At 65.3% G+C, this 23118-nt stretch carries 18 protein-coding genes; 11 read left to right on the forward strand and 7 right to left on the reverse strand.

All coding sequences use genetic code 11. The features are described 5' to 3' along the window. The first annotated feature begins 11 nt into the window (after nt 1–11). Together HH800_RS21665 and HH800_RS21670 are read left to right on the forward strand one after the other, a co-directional pair. The gene (locus HH800_RS21665; RefSeq protein ID WP_169862323.1) at nt 12–1358 is read left to right on the forward strand and encodes a TldD/PmbA family protein; all 1347 of its coding nucleotides are present in this window, start codon (nt 12–14) and stop codon (nt 1356–1358) included. Beyond that, nucleotides 1345–2142: a 3'(2'),5'-bisphosphate nucleotidase CysQ gene (locus HH800_RS21670; RefSeq protein ID WP_026109305.1), complete on the forward strand. Its 798-nt coding sequence runs from the start codon at nt 1345–1347 to the stop codon at nt 2140–2142. Before HH800_RS21665 ends, HH800_RS21670 begins: the two co-directional genes overlap by 14 nt. On the opposite strand, the gene HH800_RS21675 is transcribed toward HH800_RS21670, so the two are convergent. Further along, the gene (locus HH800_RS21675; protein WP_235681937.1) at nt 2143–2841 is read right to left on the reverse strand and encodes a GDSL-type esterase/lipase family protein; all 699 of its coding nucleotides are present in this window, start codon (nt 2839–2841) and stop codon (nt 2143–2145) included. 150 nt (nt 2842–2991) lie between these two features. Here HH800_RS21675 and HH800_RS21680 point away from each other — a divergent pair, with 150 nt between their 5' ends. Further along, the gene (locus HH800_RS21680; protein WP_169862324.1) at nt 2992–3954 is read left to right on the forward strand and encodes an acyltransferase family protein; all 963 of its coding nucleotides are present in this window, start codon (nt 2992–2994) and stop codon (nt 3952–3954) included. On the opposite strand, the gene HH800_RS21685 is transcribed toward HH800_RS21680, so the two are convergent. Continuing rightward, a complete protein-coding gene (locus HH800_RS21685; protein ID WP_169862326.1) occupies nt 3951–4520 on the reverse strand; it encodes a hypothetical protein in 570 nt (189 codons plus the stop codon). The genes HH800_RS21680 and HH800_RS21685 overlap by 4 nt on opposite strands. A 98-nt stretch (nt 4521–4618) precedes the next feature. After that, a complete protein-coding gene (purD, locus tag HH800_RS21690; protein ID WP_169863392.1) occupies nt 4619–5896 on the reverse strand; it encodes a phosphoribosylamine--glycine ligase in 1278 nt (425 codons plus the stop codon). Nucleotides 5897–5903: 7 nt separating this feature from the next. Here purD and xseA point away from each other — a divergent pair, with 7 nt between their 5' ends. From xseA to HH800_RS21705, 3 genes are read left to right on the forward strand one after another with little or no spacing between them, the layout of a single operon-like run. After that, the gene (xseA, locus tag HH800_RS21695; RefSeq protein WP_169862328.1) at nt 5904–7397 is read left to right on the forward strand and encodes an exodeoxyribonuclease VII large subunit; all 1494 of its coding nucleotides are present in this window, start codon (nt 5904–5906) and stop codon (nt 7395–7397) included. A gap of 23 nt (nt 7398–7420) precedes the next feature. Beyond that, on the forward strand, nt 7421–7633 hold the full coding sequence (locus tag HH800_RS21700; protein ID WP_169862330.1) for a DUF2093 domain-containing protein: 213 nt from the start codon (nt 7421–7423) through the stop codon (nt 7631–7633). Then, complete coding sequence (locus HH800_RS21705; protein WP_169862332.1) at nt 7630–8484, forward strand: M23 family metallopeptidase; 855 nt, start codon at nt 7630–7632, stop codon at nt 8482–8484. The genes HH800_RS21700 and HH800_RS21705 overlap by 4 nt, the downstream gene beginning before the upstream one ends. A gap of 3 nt (nt 8485–8487) precedes the next feature. Here HH800_RS21705 and HH800_RS21710 read toward each other — a convergent pair whose 3' ends face one another. Continuing rightward, a complete protein-coding gene (locus HH800_RS21710; RefSeq protein ID WP_169862334.1) occupies nt 8488–9036 on the reverse strand; it encodes a hypothetical protein in 549 nt (182 codons plus the stop codon). Nucleotides 9037–9424: 388 nt separating this feature from the next. Between HH800_RS21710 and HH800_RS21715 the strand changes: the two genes are divergently transcribed. Further along, nucleotides 9425–12379 carry a TonB-dependent receptor gene (locus HH800_RS21715; RefSeq protein WP_169862335.1) on the forward strand — a complete coding sequence of 985 codons (2955 nt, stop codon included), beginning with the start codon at nt 9425–9427 and terminating at the stop codon, nt 12377–12379. A 102-nt stretch (nt 12380–12481) separates the two neighbouring features. On the opposite strand, the gene HH800_RS21720 is transcribed toward HH800_RS21715, so the two are convergent. Next, complete coding sequence (locus HH800_RS21720) at nt 12482–13513, reverse strand: hypothetical protein (RefSeq protein ID WP_169862337.1); 1032 nt, start codon at nt 13511–13513, stop codon at nt 12482–12484. Between the two features lie 103 nt (nt 13514–13616). On the opposite strand from HH800_RS21720, the gene HH800_RS21725 reads away from it, so the two are divergent. Together HH800_RS21725 and HH800_RS21730 are read left to right on the forward strand one after the other, a co-directional pair. Continuing rightward, the gene (locus HH800_RS21725) at nt 13617–14891 is read left to right on the forward strand and encodes an aspartyl/asparaginyl beta-hydroxylase domain-containing protein (RefSeq protein ID WP_206379250.1); all 1275 of its coding nucleotides are present in this window, start codon (nt 13617–13619) and stop codon (nt 14889–14891) included. A 98-nt stretch (nt 14892–14989) separates the two neighbouring features. Next, nucleotides 14990–15262, forward strand: coding sequence for a hypothetical protein (locus tag HH800_RS21730; RefSeq protein WP_097384982.1), 273 nt, complete (start codon nt 14990–14992; stop codon nt 15260–15262). Nucleotides 15263–15359: 97 nt separating this feature from the next. On the opposite strand, the gene clpB is transcribed toward HH800_RS21730, so the two are convergent. Continuing rightward, complete coding sequence (gene clpB / locus HH800_RS21735) at nt 15360–17939, reverse strand: ATP-dependent chaperone ClpB (RefSeq protein WP_169862341.1); 2580 nt, start codon at nt 17937–17939, stop codon at nt 15360–15362. Between the two features lie 95 nt (nt 17940–18034). Then, a complete protein-coding gene (locus HH800_RS21740) occupies nt 18035–19702 on the reverse strand; it encodes a M28 family metallopeptidase (protein ID WP_169862343.1) in 1668 nt (555 codons plus the stop codon). 186 nt (nt 19703–19888) lie between these two features. Between HH800_RS21740 and HH800_RS21745 the strand changes: the two genes are divergently transcribed. Next, on the forward strand, nt 19889–22774 hold the full coding sequence (locus tag HH800_RS21745) for a M16 family metallopeptidase (RefSeq protein ID WP_169862345.1): 2886 nt from the start codon (nt 19889–19891) through the stop codon (nt 22772–22774). A gap of 23 nt (nt 22775–22797) precedes the next feature. Continuing rightward, on the forward strand, nt 22798–23100 hold the full coding sequence (locus HH800_RS21750; protein WP_004209325.1) for a hypothetical protein: 303 nt from the start codon (nt 22798–22800) through the stop codon (nt 23098–23100). Nucleotides 23101–23118 lie beyond the last annotated feature (18 nt).

The raw sequence follows: 23118 nt of genomic DNA on the forward strand, positions 1-23118 counted from the left end.
GATCTTCCTTTATGCTCAGCCTCGAAGAAGCCCAGTCGCGCGCGCAGGATCTGGTGACGGCGGCGCGCAAGGCGGGGGCGGACGCGGCAGACGCCATCTATGCCTGCAACGCCTCGACCACGGTGGCGGTGCGGCTCGGCGCGCTGGAGGATGTCGAGCGGTCCGAGGGCGAGGAGATCGGCCTGCGCGTCTTCATCGGCCAGCGCTCGGCCAGCATTTCCGCGTCGGACATGAACCCGGCGACGCTCGCCACCCTGATCGATCGCAGCATCGCCATGGCGCGCGAGGCACCGGAAGATCCCTATGCCGGCCTGGCGCCGGAAGATCGGCTGCTCAGGAAGCGCGCACCCTCGCTCGACCTGGTGGACGAGGAAGAGCCTGAACCCGCCGCGCTGCGCGAACGCGCGCTGATCGCGGAAGAAGCGGCGCGCAGCATTCCCGGCATCACCAACAGCGAAGGCGGCGGCGCTGCCAGCGGCCGCAGCCAGGTCGCGCTTGCCACCAGCCATGGCTTTGCGGGCGCCTATGCCGCGACCAACCATTCGACCTGGGCCAGCGTGCTTGCGGGCAGCGGCGCCGACATGCAGCGCGATCATGCCAGCCATGCCAGCCGCCATCTCAAGGATCTGGACGATGCTGAAGCAGTCGGCATGCGCGCCGGCCAGCGCGCGGTCGCCCGGCTCAATCCCGGCAAGGTCGACAGCGGCGTCATGCCGGTCATCTTCGATCCGCGCATCGGCTCCAGCCTGGTCGGCCATCTGATCGGCGGCATGGTCGGCCCGGCGATCGCCCGCCGCTCCAGCTTCCTGCTGGACTCGCTGGGCGAAACGCTGTTCGACAGCAGGATCACGATCATCGACGATCCGCTGCTGCTGCGCGGCCTGCGCTCGCGCCCGTTCGACGGCGAAGGACTGCCGGTCGAGCGTCGTGCGCTGATCGAGGAGGGCGTGCTGACCGGCTGGCTGATGGACAGCGCTTCGGCCCGCCAGCTTGGCCTGGAACCCACCGGCCATGCCAGCCGGGGCGGCGCCGGTGCGCCGGGTGCGGGCATCACCAATGTCCATATGGAAGCGGGCAGCCTGTCGGTCGGCGAACTGATGGCCGATGTGAAGCGCGGCATCTATGTCACCGAACTGATCGGCATGGGCGTCAATGGCGTCACCGGCGACTATAGCCGCGGCGCCGCCGGCTTCCTGATCGAAAATGGCGCGGTCGGTCCGGCCGTGTCGGAAATCACCATCGCCGGCAATCTGAAGGACATGTTCCGCACCCTGGTGCCGGCCAATGACCTGATGTTCCGCTATGCCATGAACGTGCCCACCCTGCGCGTTGACGGGATGACCGTTGCCGGCGGCTGAGCCCCTTTTGCCGGCCGTCGTCGCGGCGGTCACCGATGCGGCCGATCGCGCGCTGGCGCTATGGGCCGATGGCGAAACGCGCGTGCGCCAGTGGGAAAAGGTACCCGGTCACCCGGTCTGCGAGGCGGACCTGGAAATCGACGTCATGCTGCGCGAGCGGCTGGCGGCGATCGATCCGCAGGCCGGCTGGCTGTCGGAGGAGACGGCCGATACCGTGCATCGCCTGGGCGTATCGCGCGTCTGGGTGGTCGATCCGATCGACGGCACCCGCGACTATCTGCGCGGCAGGCCCGGCTGGGCGGTCTCGGTCGCCCTGGTCGAGGATGGCGCGGTCAGGCTCGGCATTCTGGCGGCACCCGCGCGCAAGGAATTGTGGATTGCGCAGGCAGGGCAGGGGGCGACCCGCAATGGCGTGCCGCTCCATGCCGGCAATCGTACGATGTTGCCTGGCGCCCGCGTGCCCGCCGATCAGCTGCCGCGCGCCGACCGCGATCTCGTCACCGTGGACAAGCCCAACAGCATCGCGCTGCGCATGGCGATGGTCGCCGCCGACGAGGCCGATCTGGTCGCCACCGTGCGTTGGGGCAATGAATGGGACGTCGCCGCTTCCGCCCTGATCGCGCAGGAGGCCGGCGCCATCGTCACCGACGCGCTGGGCGATCCGCTCGCCTTCAACCGGCCCCAGCCGGTCGCCTTCGGCCTGCTCTGTGCGGCGCCGGGCATCCATGCCGCCGCCGCCGCCCGCCTCGCGCCGCGTGCGAAGGAGATATTGGGCAAGGCCTGATCAGCCGGCGCAGGCTTTCACCGTCTGGGCGGGCAGCACCTCTTTCAGTCTAGCTCGCACCACATCGGCCCAGATGCGATAGCCCGCGGCGTTCATATGCACCTTGTCGGGCTGATAATTGTCGCCCAGCTTGCCGTCCTTCAGCAGTGGCGTGGTGATGTCGGCATAATAGACATTCTGCATGTGCGGGATCAGCCGCCGAGTCGCATCATTATAGATTTGCTGCTGCGGAAAGATCGCCCAGCGCCCCGGACTGGGCTTCATCGACAGGATGATGACCGGCACATTGCCCAGCATGTCGCTGCGCATCTCTAGGAAGCGGGCCATATCGTGGAAGATCGGCCGTAGCTGTCGCCCGCCCGCCAGGTCATTCTCGCCGGCATAGAGGATGATCGCCGCCGGTCTTGGCGTGCCCTGCTCGATATTGGCGAAACGCGGCAATATCTCGTTGAAGGTGGCGCTGTTGATGCCGCGATTATGCGCGACCCAGGGCGCCATATCCTGCTCCAGGCTGGTCCAGCGCTTGATCGACGAACTGCCCACGAACCACAGGGCGCACGGCCCTTCGCGCCCCTGCCCGTCGGGCAGGGTCTGGCTGGCATCGCGATAATGGGTGAAGGCGAACCAGCCCCCGACGATCACGCAAAAAATCGACAGGGCCAGCAGACGCTTGCCCAAAGCTGTATCCAGTCTCTGCAAGATGATGGCGACCCTCCTGCTAATGGCCGAAGTCTAAACGATATTTTCCTTAAGAAAAGATGGCTGCGACGGAATGATGCCATTGCGGATTTTAAGGGCTTGGCAATATTGTGACGCTATCGTTTCGATGGCAAATTTTGCGAGCATATCGTGACCAAGAACCCGTCGATCGACCTGCTGAAAGGCTTGCTGATCCTGCTCTTCATGGGCGGGCATGCGATGGAATTGACGCATCAGCAGCATGTCCTGCTGTGGATCGGCTCGGGTTTCCGCATGCCGCTGATGATCGGCATTTCCGGTTATCTGCTCAACGTCACCCGCACCCGCTCCATGCCGACCGGTGAGATGTTCAGCCGCTATGGCCGACGCATGCTGCTGCCCTGGGCGGTGGCGATGCTCGTCTATTGGCTGGCCAGCGGCGGCCTGCTTTCCTGGCAGACGCCGCTCGACCTGCTGCTGCGTCCGCCCTTTCATCTCTGGTATGTGCCGGCGCTATTCCTGTTGATCCTGGTGACCCGGCTGCTGCCGCTTTCGCCGCTCTTGCTGCTGGCGATTGGCGCGCCCGTCAGCCTGGCGACCATGTATAGTTTCGGCCTCGACCATGGTGCAGTGGGCGGCAGCCTGTTGTCGCCCGACAGCCGTTTCCTGCGCTACCCCGTCTATTTCTTCTTCGGCATGCTGATGGCTGAACGGGGCATGCCCAAACGCTATTTGTGGCCCGTGCTGCTGGTCGGGGCGCTGGGGCTGTTCTGGTGGTCGGATCTTTATGGAACCGGCAATGCGCTGGCCTTCGTGCCCGCCCGTTTGCTCATGTGTCTCGCGCTGATCGCGCTGCTGCCCAGCATCTCGGCGGTGCGCCTGCATTTCCGCCCGATCAACCGGATCGGGCGCGAAAGCCTGTTCTTTTATCTCTGGCATCCGCTGGTGATGGGGCTGGTGGCGATGCTCGACCCGCATGGCGCCGTCATCCTCGCCGGTGCGGTGCTGCTGCTCTACATCGCCAGCGCACTTGCGGGGCAGGGGCGATTGCCGCCCCTGTTGCTGGGCGCGGTGCCGCACCGCAGGCCGGCCCCGGTCGTCGCGCAACCGGAGCCGGCGGCGGTCACGGTTTAGATCTTGCCATATTTCGCTTCGAAGCCGGCAATGTCGCCGGCGGCGAGATATTTGGCCTGGTCGATCCACTGGTCGCGCACCGGCCGCCCCTTGAAATTGCCCAGCTTCGCGTCGATCGCGGCGATGTCGCTGTCGCTCCAGCCGGCGATCTGGGCATAGCGGGTAACGCCCAACTCGGTCAGCAATGCGCCCAGCTTGGGACCAACGCCCTTCAGCTTCAGCAGATCGTCGGCGTCATCGCTCGGTGCCGCGACGGCAGGCGATGCCGGGATCGGCGCAGGGGCCGGTTCGACGACAGGGGCGGGGGCGGGCGTTTCCTCGATCACCGGCTCGACTGCGACCGGCTCGGCGACCACGGGCTCGGCTACCGGCACCGGATCGGGCGTGGCCACCAGCGGCGCGACGACCGGCTCGGCAATCGGCTCGGCGGCCACGGGCGGTGCCACCGGCGCGGGGTCTTCCGCCACGGCCGACTTGCCCTTGCCCGACAGCAGGAACACCAGGCCGATCACGACCAGCAGCGCGATCAGCAGCCACAGGCCATAGTCCATGAAGAATTCCTGCATCGCCCTTTGCCTCCCGGAATGGATATGTCGCCCTATTTAAGGACGCTTGGCGGCGCGGGACAAGGGGGACATGTCCCGATCCCGCGCCGGTTTGGCCCTTATTGCGCCTCGCGGGCGACCTCGCGCCAGCCAATGTCGCGGCGGCAGAAGCCGGTCGGGAAGTCGACCGCGTCGACCGCGGCATAGGCGGCGGCCTGCGCCGCGCCCACAGTATCGCCGGTCGCGGTGACGTTCAGCACGCGCCCGCCATTGGCGACGATCATGCCATCCTTCTCCGCCGTGCCGGCGTGGAAGACGCGGGCGCCCTGTGCTTCGGCTGCGTCGATCCCCTTGATCGCGCCGCCCTTTTCCGGCGTGCCGGGATAGCCATTGGCCGCCATCACGATGGTCAGCGCGGTGCGATCGGCCAGCGTGACCGGCCCCTGCTCGGCCAGCTTGCCTTCGGCCACCGCCAGCAGCAATTCGACCAGATCGCCGTCGAAGCGCATCATCAGCACCTGGCATTCGGGGTCGCCGAACCGGGCATTATATTCGATCAGCTTGGGGCCTTCCTCGGTCAGCATCAGCCCGGCATAGAGCACGCCCGAATATGCCATGCCCTCGGCCGCCAGCGTCTCGACCGTCGGCTTGATGATCCGCTCGATCACCTGCGCCTCCAGTTCGGGCGTCAGCACGCGGGCCGGGCTGTAGGCGCCCATGCCGCCGGTATTGGGGCCAGTGTCGCCGTCGCCGACGCGCTTGTGGTCCTGGGCCGAACCGAAGGGCAGGATCGCGCTGCCGTCGGTCAGGGCAAAGAAGCTCGCCTCTTCGCCGGTCATGAACTCTTCCAGCACCACTTCCTCGCCGGCCTTGCCGAACGCGCCGGAGAACATGGTGTCGAGCGCGTCGAGCGCTTCCTGCCGCGTTTCTGCGATGATCACGCCTTTGCCGGCGGCCAGGCCATCGGCCTTGATCACCACGGGCAAAGTGAAATCGTCGAGCGCGGCGATCGCGCCATCCTTGCTGGTGACGCGGATGTAGCCGGCGGTCGGGATGTTGGCGCGCTGGCACAGATCCTTGGTGAAGCCCTTGGACCCTTCCAGCTGCGCCGGCTTCTTGTCGGGACCGAACACGGCGACGCCCATGGTGCGGAGGTTATCGGCCAGGCCGTCGACCAGCGGCGCTTCCGGCCCGATCACCACCAGCGCGATCGAATGGCGGGTGCAGAAATCCAGCACCGCGCGATGATCCGTCGCGTCGAGGTCGACCAGCGTGGCATGCTGGGCTATGCCGGGGTTGCCAGGCGCCGCATAAAGCGTCGAGAGGCGTGGCGATTGTGCCAGCTTCCACGCCAGCGCATGTTCGCGGCCGCCGCCGCCAAGCAGAAGGATGTTCATCTCGGCCATGTCCCCGGAATTTGATGCCTATGACAGTTCGGGCCGCCTGTTAGCCGAGGAAAGGGCGGGGGACAACGCGCCGCCGCTCAGTGTCAGCGAATTGTCGGGTCTGCTCAAGCGCACGGTCGAGGATCGCTTCGGCCATGTCCGCCTGCGCGGCGAGATTTCCGGCTTCAAGCGCGCGGCCTCGGGCCATCTCTATCTGGCGCTCAAGGACGACAATGCCGTGCTCGACGGGGTGATGTGGAAGGGCGGGGCGCAGCGGCTCGCCTTCCAGCCACAGGACGGGGTGGAGGTGATCGCCACCGGCAAGCTCACCACCTATCCCGGTCGCTCCAAATATCAGATCGTGATCGACCGGATGGAGCTGGCGGGCGAAGGCGCGCTGATGGCGCTGCTCGAAAAGCTCAAGGCCGAGCTCGCGGCCGAAGGGCTGTTCAACCGCGATCGCAAGCGCCGCCTGCCCTTCCTGCCGCGCACCATCGGCGTCGTCACCTCGCCCACCGGCGCGGTGATCCGCGACATTCTCCACCGCCTGGCGGATCGCTGCCCGACCCAGGTGCTGCTCTGGCCGGTGCTGGTCCAGGGGCAAGGCGCAGCCGAACAGATTGCCCGCGCCGTGCGCGGCTTTTCCGCCATGGACGGCAGCGGCCCGCTGCCCCGGCCCGATCTCGTCATCGTCGCGCGCGGCGGCGGCTCGATCGAGGATCTGTGGAGCTTCAACGAGGAAATCGTCGTCCGCGCGGTCGCCGAATGCTCGATCCCGACCATTTCGGCGGTCGGGCATGAAACCGACACGACCTTGTGCGATTATGCCGCCGATATGCGTGCGCCCACACCGACCGCTGCCGCCGAAATGGCGGTGCCGGTCCGCGCCGAACTGCTGGCGATGCTGGGTGAAATGGGCCTGCGCTCGGGCCGGGCGGTGCGGCGCGGGGCGATGCAGGCGCGCGAACGGCTGGAGATGCAGGCGCGGCTGATGCCGACGCCCGACACCCTGCTCGCGCCGCAGCGGCAGCGGCTCGACCTTCTGTCCGACGGTCTCAACAGCGGCCTGCGCCACCGGCTCGCCGACGCCCGCGCCCATCTGGGCCAGGTCAGTGGCGCGCTACGCCCGGCCTTGCTGCGCCAATATGTCAGCCGCGCGGCCGAGCGGGTCGACCGGTTGCGGTTGCGCCCCGACTATCTGACCCGCGTCTATCGCGACCGGGCGACCGCCTTCGATCGCCTCTCGCGCCTCTTCACCTCGGTCAATCCCGATCTGCCGTTGCAGCGCGGCTTTGCTCGGGTGATGGCGGGCGATCGGCTGGTCCGCTCGGTCACCGATGCGCAGGCCGTGGGCCAGGTCAGCCTGCACTTCGCCGATGGCGCCGTGGCCGCCGCGATCGACACCGCCGCGCCCCTTGAGGCCGCGCCCGCGCCCGCTATATCCGCCCCATCCCGTCCCGCGCGCAAACCGCGCGACACCGTCGAAGGCGGCCAGCAGGATCTCTTCTCCTGATGCGCCGCAGAAAGGCCTGATTCATGTTGATGTCCAACCGCGACCGCCCGGCCCGGCTGCATTATATGCCCTACAGCTTTCGCGTGCTGCAGGCCGGCGACCATGTGCTGTGCGCCATATCCGGCCAGCGCATCCCGCTGGAGGATCTGCGCTACTGGTCGATCACCCGCCAGGAACCCTATGCCAGCGCGGCTTTGTCGGTCGAGGCGGAGCTGAAGGCACGCGCCGCCGGATGACCCGCCGGCTCGCCGCTTTGCTGGTCCTCACCGCGCTGCCGCTTGCCCCGGCGATGCTGCGCGCGGCGCCGACGAGTGTGGCTGGACCCGATTTCATCCTGTCCGGTCCGGCGATCCAGGGCGGCACTTTGCTCGGCACCGCGCCGGCCGGCACGGTCGCGCTGCATTTCGGCGACCAACTGGTTCCGGTCGATGCCGATGGCCGCTTCCTGGTCGCCTTCGATCGCGATGCGCCGCCACCTGCGAAGCTCAGCGCGCGCCTGTCGGACGGCCGGGTGGTCGATCGCGCCCTGACCGTCGCACCGCGCGAATGGCGGCTGGAGCGGATCAATGCGCCGCTGCGCCCGACGAAAAGCAGCGAGGCCTTCCTCGCCCTGCGCAAGCCCGAACTGGAGCAGATCGCTGCCGCCCGTGACAAGGTGACGGACGCGCAGGGCTGGCGCCAGACCTTCATCTGGCCGCGCCTCGGCCGGATTTCCGGCCTGTTCGGGTCGCAGCGCATCTATCAGGGCCAGCCGGGCGCCTATCATGGCGGCGTCGATGTTGCTGGCGCGACCGGTGAGCCGGTAGTGGCGCCGGCGGACGGGGTGGTGATCCTGGCCGCCGATCATCCCTTCACGCTGGAGGGCAATCTGCTGATGATCGACCATGGCCATGGCCTCAACAGCGCCTTCCTGCATCTGTCGCGGATCGACGTGAAGCCCGGCGACCATGTGGCACAGGGGCAACGCATCGGCGCGATCGGCGCCACAGGCCGCGCCACCGGCCCCCATCTTCACTGGGGCATGAAATGGAACGACGCGCGCATCGACCCGCTGCTGCTCGCCGGGCCGATGCCGCAGGCGCGATAGGGATCAGCCGACGCGCTTCACCCGCACGGCGCGTCCACCCTCGACCTTGCCCAGGAAGCTGCCAATGGCGCCGCGCTTGATCTCGATCATGTTGCCCGGCTTTGGATCACGACCGGTAACGGCTTCGGTGGTCATCCACTGCGCGCCATCCTCCAGGGTGATCAGCCACTTGCCATAGCCCATGCTCTTCACCGCTGAAATCTTCGCTTCGATCTGCGACAGACCTTCGGCTTCGGGCGTGTCCGCCTTGTCATCATCGTCGCCCAGGAACGGCAATTTGGGGAAGGAGAAGCCGAACAGGGTCCGCCTGGTCTTGGTCAGTTCGCTCTTGTCGAGCACGACCACTTCGTCACGCTGCGCCGCGCCATCCATAGCGGCAACCTGTCGATCGAAACAGGCCAGGCGGGTCTTGTCGTCCGGGATTTCACGACATTGCAAAAGGTCCGTGAAAATTTCGGGCTTGGGCTGCTGGCGGGGTGCGGCGATGCTTTGGGTTGTCGCCAGGCAAAGGGAAAGGGTCAGAAATAGGCTTGAAATGGCCTTGATGCGCATGATTCTTTCTCGCTCGCCGGATGAGGGCCGCAGCATGCACCGGCCTGAAGGAAGGTCAAGGGCGGCCGGACTGGCGCAGCGCAGATGGGTGCAAGGTCATATTATGATCGCTGATTTGCTCGCAAATGCAGCATTGCTGCAATCATTTCAATCACCGTGAAATTATCTTGCTTAGCAGGTGTAAAATTGCGGTTGTTACGCCTTGTTGCATTTTTGATACAGCCCTGTCCAAAAGCGGCAAACTACGATTTCCCGCGCTTTACAGCAGCTTTCCCACCGCGCAGGTTCCGCCAATCCGTACGGGGGGATCGCTGTCGGGCACCTTATCCCCTTGTAGGTACACATGAAGGCAGGTGACTGCCCAACTCCAGAGCAAGGGACTGGAAACGTGAAGACATTTTCGAAGAGGGCACTGCTGCGTGCCAGCGCCGCTCCGGCGATCCTCGGTGCGTCGCTGATCGCGACGGCCGCGTTCGCGCAGGATGCGCCGCAGGCCGCCGATGCGGAAGCCGCCGACACCATCATCGTCACCGGCTCGCTGATCAAGAATCCGAACCTGGCCCAGTCGACCCCGGTCCTGGCCACCACGTCGGACGAAATCGACCTGCGCCAGAGCAACAACGCGGAACAGCTGCTCCGTGAAATTCCGGGCGTCGTTCCCAGCATCGGTTCGGCCGTGAACAACGGTAACGGCGGTGCCTCGACCCTCAACCTGCGTGGTCTGGGTTCGAACCGCAACCTCGTCCTGATCGACGGCCGTCGCATGGTGCCTTATGGCCTTGGCGGCGTTTTCGATCTTAACAACGTCCCGCTGGCCCTGGTCGAGCGCGTTGACGTGCTGACCGGTGGCGCATCGACCACCTATGGCGCCGACGCCATCGCCGGCGTGGCCAACTTCATCCTGAAGAAGGACTTCTCGGGCTTCGAAGCCAATGTGTCGGAACAGCTGACCGATGACGGCGACGGTAACACGCTCCGTGCCGATGTCACCATGGGCGCGAACTTCGACGACGGCCGCGGCAACGCCGTGTTCAGCATCGGTTACCAGGAAGTCGATCCCGTCTATCAGGGCGCGCGTTCCTTCTCGGACACCTATCTGGAATCCTATCTGGCCGAATGTACCTCGTGCCAGGGTTCGGGCACGTCCACGCCGACCCGCATGTCGGTCCCTGGTCGCGGTACGCTGCAGATCGGTCCGGATGGCAATTCGCTGGTTCCGACCTACCAGACCTACAACTTCAACCCGTTCAACATCTTCCAGACGCCGTTTAAGCGTTTCAACATGTTCGGTTCGGCCAATTACGAGATCAGCGACTCGGTCAAGGCCTATACCCGTGGCATGTTCTCGAAGAACACGGTCAACACCATCATCGCTCCGTCGGGTGCCTTCGCCCTTTCGGTCGTGGTTCCCTACAGCAACCCCTATCTGACCGATGGCATCCGCAACCAGTTCTGTACCGCGAATGGCCTGACCACCGCACAGTGCTCGGCCGCTGCCGCCGCAACCGATCCGACCAGCGCCGACTACCGCACCTTCAACACCACGATCTCGCGTCGTGCGGTCGAAGCCGGTCCGCGTATCTCGGAATTCAAGACCACCTTCTTCGACTATGCACTGGGCTTCCAGGGCGACATCGGCTCGCACCTGAGCTGGGACGTCGGTGGCTCCTATGGTGAATCGGAGCAGGTTCAGACGCAGAAGGGCTACACGCTCAACTCGCGCTTCCGTCAGGCGCTGCTGGCGACCAACACCACCACCTGTCTGACCGACACCAATGGTTGCGTTCCGGTCAACATCTTCGGCCCGACCGGCTCGATCACCCAGGACATGGTCGACTATCTGAGCGCCAACAGCCAGATCACGACCAAGACCACCCTGGCCCAGGCGCACGCCACCCTGAGCGGTGACTTCGGCGTGACCTCGCCGCTGGCTTCGAACCCGATCGGTTTCGCCGTCGGTGGCGAATATCGCAAGTACACCGCATCGATCGAATCCGACATGCTGTCGCAGGCGAACGATCTGGGCGGCGCTGGCGGTGCCCAGCCGAACGTCGACGGTGGCTTCGACGTCTATGAAGCCTATGGCGAACTGATTGCCCCGCTGATCGAGGACCGTCCCTTCGCGAAGCTGCTGTCGGTCGGCGCTGGCGTTCGTTACTCCAGCTACTCGGTCGACGCACCGACCAGCCCGAGCTACGACACCTGGACCTACAAGTTCGAAGGCAGCTGGGCTCCGGTCGCTGACCTGAAGTTCCGCGGCAACTATTCGCGCGCCGTCCGTGCGCCGAACGTTTCGGAACTGTTCACGCCGCTGACCACCGGCCTGACCAACCTGGCTACTGACCCCTGCGCCGGCAGCGCCCCGCTGGGTAACGCCAACCTGGCCGCGATCTGCGTCGCTCAGGGTGCGCCCGCTGACACCATCGGCTTCATCGAACAGCCCTCGGCTGCTCAGGCCAATGCCTCCAGCGGCGGCAACCTGAACATCAAGCCGGAAACCTCGGACAGCTGGGGCGTCGGTGCGACCTTCACGCCGACCTTCCTGCCGGGCTTCAACGCCACCATCGACTATTACAACATCAAGGTGAAGGACGCGATCACGACCCCGACCCCGGGTGACGCGATGGCAGCCTGCTTCGACAACATCACGGCCGCCAGCGCCACCAGCGCAGCCTGTACCGTTATCGGCCGCGCCGAAGACGGCAGCCTGAACGGTACCGCAACCGGTCTGTATCTGCCGCTGTCGAACCTGGGCAAGCTGAAGACCGACGGCATCGACCTGTCGTTGAACTACAAGCATGAGTTCGACTTCGCGACGCTGACGCTGGGCTTCAACGGCAACTGGACCAACAGCTCGAAGTTCCAGGCGACCCCGACCTCGCTGAACCGCGAATGCGTCGGCTACTACTCGGTCAACTGCGCTTCGATCCAGCCGAAGTTCCAGTGGTCGCAGCGCACTACCTTCACCTTCGGTGATGTCGATCTGTCGCTCCTGTGGCGCCATATCGACAGCGTGAAGTTCGAACCGCAGCAGCTGGCCGACGATATCGCTTCGGGCATCGACGCGGGTTGCACGGACCCGGCCGGTGCGGATCCGGATGGCTGCACGATCGATCCGCAGTTCCGCAAGATCAAGGCTTACGACTATTTCGACCTGACGGCCCGCGCCGCCGTGTCGGACAACGTGACCCTGACCTTCACCGTCATGAACATGTTCGACAAGAAGCCCCCGATCGTCGGTGGTTCGGCAGGTTCGACCAGCTACAACAGCGGCAACACCTATCCGTCGACCTATGACGCTCTGGGCCGCAAGTTCGCTGTCAGCGCGAAGATGAAGTTCTGATCCTGATCGGAACCATCTGAACAAAAAGAGAGGCGGATCGCAGGATCCGCCTCTTTTTTATTGTCCAATCGATATTGCCTCAGCGCTGGGCCTGTGGGCGTCTTATCCGGTCAGGCCATGGTCCATTTGCATAGGCACGTCGAAACGCGTCGCCAGTTCTTCGGCCCAGTGCAGCACCATCGCGATCTCCTCGCCATGGGCGGCGATCGCCTGCCTCTTGTCATCGTTGCGCCGCTCGGCGCCAAAGGCGTTGCCTGTCTTGCTGTCAGTGGTGAAGGCGGGGCCGGCCAATATCGCATCGATCCCGCCATCGTCGATCGACAGGCGGAAATGGCGGATCAGTTCCGCCATGCTGCCGGCCGGGTCAGCCATCAGCCGGTCGCTGTCCAGGGATCGTACGCGATCGGGGCCCAGCGATTGCAGCAGCGCGGCAAATTGCGCTTTCTGGGCAAGCCATCCCACCGCTGCCGCCTGCAGGTCGGTCAGTTCCAGATAGTCGCTCTGTTCAAAACCGAAGGGAATGGCGCCGTCGCGTATCTGCTTGATCAGCAATGCCCGCGCCCAGCGACGGCTCCACAATCCCTTGCGGGCGATGGAGGAGAGATATTGTTCCAGCGGCGCGTAAAGCAACAGCGCCTTCGCATCCGGCTTCATCGCCATCATCGCCGGGATCAGTCCGTTGACGATATTGGACGGCTTGATGATCATGGCTTCGCCCACCGCGAACGGACGGGCAAGCAGGCCCAGTCCCTGGTCCATCACCATCGCAATCTGCCGTCCTGTGCCCCCCCGATGGCGCCAGCCGACCATGTCGTTCAGCAGCACCGGTTCCTTCAGCGTCGAAGCCATGCCCGGCCGATCCAGCGCGCGCGCCAGCAGCGTCGAGCAGCAATAGGCCGAATGAAAGATGAAGTGGATGGGCGCCGGCGCGGGCGCCTCGGCCAGCATCGCGCTGCGGCTGATCACCAATGGCGGATCGGGCTTCAGATATTCGTCGGTCAGGAACGTCGCCGACGCGCGCTGTTCGCGGTCCACATGGATCAGGTGAATCTGGTCCTGTCGTTCATCATAGCGATGCGCCAGCCAGGCCGGATTGCGGGCGATCGCGCCCATGTCGGTGACCTTGTCGTTCATTGCCGGAGCCATCGCATGCTCCCCTTGGAACGACAAGCGTCGGCCCGCCGATTTCGGGTTGCCGGATGGCCGGCCCTTGGGCAGTTTCGGTGCAGGGGGAATGATGATGACGATAATGGTGGAAGATTATTTGCGCGCGGCAGATGGTGCGCGCAGCCGGGGGGATCGCGCCGAGGAAGCGCGCCAGTTGGACGCCGCATTGCGGCAGGCGGACAATTCGCCGCAACTGCTCAACCGGCGCGGCATGCTGGCGCTGACGATGGGGCAGGCGAAAGAAGCCTTTGGCTTTTTCGAGCAGGCGGCGCAGCTTGATCCGAAGGAGCCGGCGCTGTGGATGAATCTTGCGACGGCGGCCCGCGGTGCGGGGAACAGCGATGGCGAACGCCGGGCGCTGGAACAGGTGGTCACGCTCGACCAGACTCACTTCATGGCCCAGCTGAGGCTCGCGGAATGGGAGGAGCGGGCAGGAGAATTGGCCGCTGCGACCCAGCGCTGGGGCAACGTCCTGGCACTGGCGTCGGGATATGAGGATCTTCCATCCGCGCTCACTGATCGGCTGGCCGAGGCGCGGGCCTTCGTTGCCCAGCGCATGTCGGGCTTCGCGCAGGAAATGGATGCCGCGCTTCAGCCGGCGATGGAGGGGCTTGATCCTGGCGAGACGCGGCGGTTCCAGGCCGGCATGGACCGGCTGCTGGGGCGGCGGCGCATCTACCATAATGAATGTTCGGGTCTTCATTTTCCGTTTCTGCCAGCCGACGAATTTTTCGACCGCTCTCACTTCCCATGGATGGCGAAGCTTGAGGCGAAAACCGATGCGATCCGCGCCGAACTGCTCAACCTGCTTGAAAATGGCGATGACCTGCTCCGTCCTTATGTCCGGCTGGAGGACGGGACACCGACGAACAAATGGACGGCACTGGACCAGTCGCTTGACTGGGGCGCCTGTTTCCTGTGGGAATATGGTCGTCGCAACGACGCGGTCTGCGATCTATGCCCGGAAACGGCCGCCATCCTGGAGTCGCTGCCGCGCAGCGACATCGATGGACGTGCCCCTTCGGCCTTTTTCTCGCTGCTGCGGCCGCATGCCCATATTCCGGCGCATACCGGCGTCACCAATATCCGCACGATCATCCATCTGCCGCTGATCGTGCCGCCCGGTTGCCGCTTCCGTGTCGGTGGCGAGACCCGCGCCTGGGTCGAGGGCGAAGCTTTCGCCTTTGACGATACGATCGAGCATGAAGCGTGGAATGACAGTGACGCCTTGCGCGCTGTCCTGATTTTTGACGTTTGGAATCCGCATCTTACGCCGCTGGAGCAGCAATTGTTGGCTCGCTATTATGCGGCTGCAGATCAGAGTTCGCATCGCCCGCCAGAATAAGGACGCATAACGCAGTTGTGACTTGCTGTGATGCGGCATTTATATCAGGATTATTGCATGGATTTCGGTTCAGTCGAGCCGATGGTTGGAGTTTCATCATGAAGGTGTTTTTGGTTCAACTGACCCTGGGGCTGACGCTGCTCGGCAGCAGCGTCGTCGCGGACGCGCAGGCTCCTGCGGCGGACGCGAAGCTGGATCGGAATGATCCCAATGCCGTGCGTTGCCGCCGTCTGGAGGTCACGGGTTCGCTGGTGCGCAAGGAGCGTGTCTGCAAGACCAATGCCGAATGGCGGGCGATCAGCGAGCAGCAAAATCGTGATGCCGATGACATGATCACTCGTAGCCGCGCGGGCATGAACCCGAACGGCTGAGCCGGCCTGCGGGCATGCTATTTTGCCTGTGCTCGCATGACCGGCCCGATTTCTACGCATGCGCAGGCCGATGGCATCGCCATCGGCCTGCCTTGTATTAGCCGACGCTGAGCTTCAGTGCGCCGTCGCCATCTTCCACCGTCACCGTCGATCCGTCCGGCACTTCGCCGCGCAGGATCAGGTCGGCCAGCGGATCCTGCAGATAGCGCTGTACCGCCCGCTTCAATGGCCGCGCGCCATAGACCGGATCATAGCCGACCCGGCCCAGCCAGGCGCGCGCGCCGTCGGCCAGGTTCAGCACCACCTTGCGGTCCTTCAGCAGCTTCTGCACCCGCGCCACCTGGATATCGACGATCGGCGCCATATGGCCGGCCCCCAAACGGTGGAACAGGATGATCTCGTCCAGCCGGTTGAGGAATTCAGGGCGGAAATGGCTGCGCACCATCTCCATCACCTGGTCCTCGACCTTCTCGACCGGCTCGTCGTCGGGCTGGGCGGCGATATATTGGCTGCCCAGGTTCGACGTCAGCACGATGATCGTGTTGGTGAAGTCGACGGTGCGGCCCTGGCCATCGGTCAACCGGCCATCGTCCAGCACCTGCAGCAGTATGTTGAACACGTCGCCATGCGCCTTCTCAACCTCGTCGAACAAAACGACCTGATAGGGCCGGCGCCGCACCGCTTCGGTCAGCACGCCGCCTTCCTCATAACCGACATAGCCCGGAGGGGCGCCGATCAGCCGGGCGACCGAGTGCTTCTCCATGAACTCGCTCATGTCGATGCGCACCATCGCGCTTTCGTCGTCGAACAGGAATCCGGCCAGCGCCTTGGTCAGCTCGGTCTTGCCGACGCCCGTGGGGCCGAGGAACAGGAAGCTGCCCAGCGGCCGGTTCGGATCCTGCAGACCCGCCCGGCTGCGGCGCACGGCGGTCGCCACCGCGCGCACGGCGTCGGCCTGGCCGATCACCCGCTTGCCCAGTTCCGCTTCCATCGCCAGCAGCTTCTCGCGCTCGCCTTCCATCATCCGGTCGACCGGAATGCCGGTCCAGCGCGACACGACGCTGGCAATATCCTCGGCCGTCACTTCCTCGCGCAGCATCGCGCCCTTGGACGCGCCCTGGGCTTCGGCCAGCTGCTTTTCCAGCTGCGGGATGGTGCCATATTGCAGCTCGCCGGCCTTGCCATAGTCGCCGCCGCGCTGCGCCTGCTCCAGCTGGAGCCGCGCCGCGTCGAGCTGTTCCTTCAGCTTGGCCTCGCTCGCGATCTTGTCCTTCTCCGCCTGCCAGCGCGTCGTCAGCTCGGCAGACTGCTGCTCCAGATTGGCAAGGTCGGTTTCCAGATTGGCCAGCCGGTCCTTCGACGCCTGGTCGCTTTCCTTCTTCAGCGCCTCGCGTTCGATCTGCAGCTGCATGATCCGGCGGTCGAGATTCTCGATCTCCTCGGGCTTGCTCTCCACCTCCATGCGGATGCGGCTCGCCGCCTCGTCCATCAGGTCGATCGCCTTGTCGGGCAGGAAACGGTCGGTGATATAGCGGTTGGACAGGGTCGCCGCCGCCACGATCGCGCCGTCGGCGATGCGCACGCCATGATGCGCCTCATATTTGTCCTTGATGCCGCGCAGGATCGAGATCGTGTCCTCGACCGTCGGCTCGCCGACGAACACCGGCTGGAACCGCCGCTGCAAAGCCGGGTCCTTCTCGACATATTTGCGATATTCGTCGAGCGTGGTCGCGCCGATGCAGTGCAGCTCGCCCCGTGCCAGCGCCGGCTTCAGCAGGTTGCCGGCATCCATCGCGCCTTCGGATTTGCCCGCGCCGATCAGCGTGTGCATCTCGTCGATGAACAGGATGATCTGCCCGTCCGCGCCCTTCACCTCGTCGAGCACGCCCTTGAGCCGCTCCTCGAACTCGCCGCGATATTTGGCGCCCGCGATCAGGCTGCCCATGTCGAGCGCCATCAGCGTGCGGTCCTTCAGCGTATCAGGCACGTCACCATGGGCGATGCGCAGCGCCAGCCCTTCGGCGATCGCGGTCTTGCCGACGCCCGGTTCGCCGATCAGCACCGGGTTGTTCTTGGTCCGGCGCGCCAGGATCTGGATGGTGCGGCGAATTTCCTCGTCGCGGCCGATCACGGGGTCCAGCTTGCCGGCCTTGGCCGCCTCGGTCAGGTCGCGGGCGAATTTCTTGAGCGCATCATAACGGTCTTCCGCGCCCGCGGTGTCGGCGGTGCGGCCACCGCGCAGCTGGTTGATCGCGCCGTTCAGCGCCTCGGCGCGCACGCCGGCGGTCGCCAACGCCTTGCCGGCCGTCGTGGTCGTCGCCAGCGTCAGCGCCAGCAGCAGCCGTTCGACGGTGACGAAGCTGTCGCCCGCCTTCTGCGCCACCTGCTCGGCGCTATCGAGCACGCGCACGGCATCATTGTCGAGGCCCGGCGTCTGCTGCGCGCCGCTGCCCGATACGGCCGGCACCTTGGCCAGCGCGGCATCGGTCTCGCGCAGCGCAGTCGCGGCATCGCCGCCCGCCGCCTTGATGAGGCCCGATGCCATGCCCTGCTCATCTTCCAGCAGCGCCTTCAACAGATGTTCGGGGCTGATCCGCTGATGGTTCATACGGATCGCAACGGTCTGCGCCGACTGGAGGAAACCCTTGGCGCGGTCGGTGAATTTTTCGAGGTTCATTAGCATCCCCTTCAAGGCATTGCTGGCGATGTAATGTTGCAAAAATGACACACAAGGGGCGCGGGCAAAAAATCCGCGCCCCTTGCCTATTTTACTTACTGCTTGGGCGCCTTGGCCGCTTCCGGTGCGAACAGGTCGCCGAAGAAGTCCGTCTTGTACCATTGCGGCGGGGTGTCGCTATCGGTCATAACCCGTGCAATGCGATAATTCGCCTCGGCAAAGCGGGCGCCGGCGTCCCAATCGATCTTCTGCGTCATGTCGTCACCGGGATGGTGATAGGCGCCGCTCAGAAATTCGCCCCAGGCCTTCTCGCCGCCATTGGCATAGCCGGTCGCCAGGAAGACGGCGGGCACGCCCTGCTTCACGAACATATAATGGTCCGACCGCACGAAAATGGTTTCCTGCGGCATCGGGTCAGCGGCCAGCTTGATCCCCATCGGCGCAACCGCCTTGGCGACGATCGGCCCCAGCGTCGAATGGTCGGCGCCGAACGCGATCACATCGGTGAAGGGATAGAGCAGCAGCGGCATGTCGAGGTCGACATTGCCGACGATCTGCTTGCCCGGCACGGTGGGATGGCGGGCATAATAGTCCGCGCCCAGCAGGCCCTTCTCCTCGCCGGTGGAGGCCAGGAAGACGATCGAGCGGCGCGGCTTGTTGGGCGACTGGGCCATGGCGCGCGCGACTTCCAGCATGGTCGCGATGCCGGCGCCATTGTCCAGCGCGCCATTGTTGATGCGGTCGGTGTCGGGCTTGTCGCCGGGCTTTTCCGGACTGATGCCGATATGGTCGAGATGCGCCGACAGGACGACATATTCGTCTTTCAGCTTGGGGTCACTGCCGGGCAGGATGGCGACGACATTGGGGCTGCTCACCCGCTCGCTGACGCTTTCGACCTGGATCTGGGCAGTCGACTTGAGCGCAAAGCCCTTGGGCTTGCCGCCGGCCTTGTCGGCTTGCCTGCGGATCGCCGCGATGCTGGTCGGTGCGCCGGCGAACACCGCCTGCGCCGCGGCATCGTCCAGGCTGGCGCCGACCCGGATGCCGGGGGCGGCGTCGAACGGCACGCCCTCGGGCGAGACCCAGGTGAAGTCGGGCTCATCGGCGAACTGGACCATGCGGTTCCAGGGGCGGGCCTTCATCGACTGGAGGGTGCCGATCGAGAGCATGCCGATCGCGCCATGCGCCTCGGCGATCTTGCCCTTGGTGGCGGACAGATGCGCGCCTTCCTCGCTCGGCAGCCCCTTGGGATAGCCGCGCAGGGTGACGACGATCTTCCCCTTCACGTCCAGCCCGGCATAGTCGTTCAGGCCAAGCCGCGCATTTTCCAGGCCATAGCCCACGAACACCAGCGGCGCCGACACGTCCAGCTTGGGTTCGGCCGCGTTCATGCCGATCAGCACGTCGCCGGCATGGGTGAAGCTTTTGGCGCCGGCCGGACCGGTGACGGTCAGCGTGCCCGGCGTCCTGGCGCGTTCGGTCTTCTGGAAGCCGATGCGCTGCAGCCAGCTTCCATTGTCGCCGGCGGGCTTGAGGCCGAGGCCATCGAACTGGCTGGCGACATAGCGGGCAGCGATTTCATGGCCTTCGCTGCCGGTGTCGCGGCCCTTCAGCAGGTCGTCGGCCAGAAATTCGACATGGGCGCGCACCGCGGCGGCCGAGAAGGTCGGCGTATCGGATGCGGCCGGGGTGGTGGTCTGGGCGGGCAGGGTGGCGGGCAGCACAAGGGCGGCGGTGGCGGCCAGCAGGGCCAGGCGTTTCATGGGATCGGGGACTTTCCGTCTCTATGGATGATGGCGTGCAGACTTGCCGCTGCGCCCCGTCGCTGTCCAGCCTCCGCTTGTCGATATCATGCGTATTGCGCCGCTATCACGCCCCGCTATGCTGCGCGCCATCGCGGCGGGGTCCGTCCCGGCCGTATCGACTGCCCTCCTGTCCTAGAGGTCTTCATGATCCTTACCCGCATGTCCCGCCGGCTTCCCCTGATGCTCGGCCTGTCCGCGCTTGCGTTCGTGCCGCTTGGCTCCGCCGCGCAGGCCGCGCCGACCGCTGCCGCCGCCGCGCCCGCGCCGCTCTCCAGCCTCGTTTCGGCGGTGGACATCCCCTATCAGGAATTTCGCCTGCCCAACGGTCTGCGGGTCATCGTCCATACCGATCGCAAGGCGCCGATCGTCGCCGTCTCGGTCTGGTATCATGTCGGCTCGCGCTTCGAGCCTGCCGGCAAGACCGGCTTTGCCCATCTGTTCGAACATCTGATGTTCTATGGCTCGGAAAATGCCGACGGTCCCTTCTTCGGCCGTCTGGAAGATATCGGCGCCACCGACTGGAACGGCACGACCTGGTTCGACCGCACCAATTATTTCGAGACGGTGCCGACCGGCGCGCTCGATCGCGCCCTGTTCCTGGAATCCGACCGCATGGGCCATCTGCTCGGCGCCGTGACCCAGACCAAGCTCGATGCCCAGCGCGGCGTCGTCCAGAATGAAAAGCGCATGGGCGAGAATGAGCCCTATGGCCTGGTCGAATATGCCCAGCTTGCCGGCATGCTGCCCGAAGGCCACCCCTATCGCCACTCGACCATCGGCTCGATGGCGGATCTGAACGCGGCCAGCCTCGCCGACGTCCAGAGCTGGTTCAAGACTCACTACGGCCCCAACAACGCCACCCTGGTGCTGGCCGGTGACATCGACGTGCCGACCGCCAAGGCGAAGGTCGAAAAATGGTTCGGCAACATCGCGTCGGGCCCGGCGCCGCAGGATGTCGACGCGACCGTGCCGACGCTCGGCAAGGATGTGGAAAAGGTGATGCACGACAATGTCGCTGCCACCCGCCTTTACCGCAACTGGATCGTCCCCGGCGTCAATTCGCCCGACCTGCAGCAGCTTGACCTTGCCCTCTCGGTGTTCGGTGGCCTCGGTTCCTCGCGCCTCGACAATATCCTGGTGCGCGACGAGAAGGTGGCGGTCGCGGTCAAGGCCAGCATCCAGCCGTTCGAGAAGCTGTCGATGGTCGAGATCACCGTGGACGTGAAGCCGGGTCAGGATCCGGTCGCCGTGGGCAAGCGGCTCGACGCGCTGCTCGCCGACTATCTCGCCAAGGGCCCCAGCGCGGACGAGGTGCTGCGCGCCGCGACCCAGCAGCTCTCCGGCACGATCGGTGGTCTCGAAAAGGTCGGCGGCTTCTCCGGCAAGGCGGTGACCCTGGCCGAAGGCGCTGTCTATTCCAATGATCCCGGCAAATATAAGAAGGATCTCGCCATCTATGCCGCCGCAACGCCCGCCAGCGTCTCGGCCGCCGCGCGCAAATGGCTGGGCCGCCCGGTCTTCCGCCTGACCGTGTCGCCCGGCGAACGCTCGGCCGAGGATAATGCGCTCGCCGGCAATGCGCCCTCGGGCAGCGCCACCATGCATCCCGCCCATTTCCGCGATCCCAATGGCCCCGCGCCCAAGGCCGGCACGCCCCCGCCGCCGACCAAGGTGGCCGAGCCGCCGATCGAGCCGGTCAAGGATCTGGTCTTCCCGCCGGTCGAGCGCGCGAAGCTCTCCAACGGCATGTCGGTCGTCTTCTCGCGCCGCGCCACCGTGCCGGTGGTGAAGGTCTCGGTCGCCTTCGATGCGGGCAATGCCGCCGACAACCGGCAGAAGCTCGGCACCGCCGCGCTCACCACCGCGCTGCTCGACGAAGGCACCACCAGCCGCAACTCGGTGCAGATTTCCGAGGAGCAGGAACGGCTGGGCGCCGGCATCAGCGCAGCCAACAGCATGGATGCCACCAATGTCGGCCTCTATGCGCTCAAGCCCAATCTCGACGCCTCGCTCGGCCTGCTCGCCGACATCATCCGCAACCCTGCCTTCGATCCCAAGGAAGTGGAACGGCTGCGCAGCCAGATGCTGACCCGCATCGCCGCGGAAAAGACCCAGCCCATGGCCATCGCCCAGCGCATGCTGCCGCCGATGCTCTATGGCCAGGCCCATCCCTATGGCATTCCCTTCACCGGTTCGGGCACCGAAAGCGGGGTGAAGGCGGTGACGCGCGCCGATCTGGTCGCCTTCCATGACACATGGATGCGCCCGGACAATGCGACCATCTTCGCCACTGGCGACACGACGCTGGCCGAACTGCTGCCGCTGCTCGAAAAGCGCTTCGGCGACTGGAAGGCCCCGGCCATTGCCAAGGGCGCCAAGCTGTTCCGCATGGACCGCATGATGCGCCCGTCGCGCATCGTCCTCATCGACAAGCCGCAAAGTCCGCAGTCGATGATCCTCGCCGGCCAGCTCACCAACAAGGCGGGCACCGACAATCCGGTCACCCTTATCACCGCGAACGAGGTGCTGGGCGGCAGCACCACCTCGCGCCTGACCATGGACCTGCGTGAGGCGAAGGGCTGGGCCTATGGCGCGGGCACCGGCATGCCCGGCGTCAAGGAAACGATCCCGCTGCTGGTCTACGCCCCGGTCCAGACCGACAAGACCGGCGAATCGATCATCGCCGCGCGCCAGGACATCAAGGATTTCCTGACCAGCAAGGGCACGACCCAGGCGGAGCGCGATCAGACGATCAATGGCCAGATCCTGTCGCTGCCCGGCAGCTTCGAAACCTCGTCCGACCTGCTCTCGGCGATGATGCGCAACAATCTGCTCGGCCGGCCCGACGACTATTATGCCACCCTGCCGGCAACCTATCGCGCCATCACTGCGGCGCAGATGGATCAGGCCGCGCGCGAGGCGATCAACCCCGATCGGCTGATCTGGGTCGTGGTCGGCGATGCGAAATTGGTGAAGCCCCAGCTTGACGCGGTCGGCCTGCCGGTGGAAATGGGCACATTGGCTGATTGACGCTAACGTAAAGGAGAAGTGAGATGGCTGCAGTGGATGGTGCCTATGATTGCGTGGCTAAGACCCCGCTGGGCGAACAGACCGGCGTGTTCACCGTGATCAGCACGGGCGACCGTTTCAACGGCACCTTTGCCGGCATGATGGGCTCGCTCGACGTCAAGGACGGCGTGGTTGCCGGCAACAAGCTGACCTGGAAGATGGAAATGACCATCCCCATGCCGATGACGCTGGAATGCGAAGCCGAAATCACCGGCGAAAGCCTGACCGGCACGATGCAGCTCGGTGCCTTCGGTGCCGCGCCCTTCACCGGCACGCGTCGCGCATAATCCCGATCGGCTGCGGCC

The organism is Sphingobium yanoikuyae, assembly GCF_013001025.1.
Taxonomy (GTDB): Bacteria; Pseudomonadota; Alphaproteobacteria; order Sphingomonadales; family Sphingomonadaceae; genus Sphingobium; species Sphingobium yanoikuyae_A.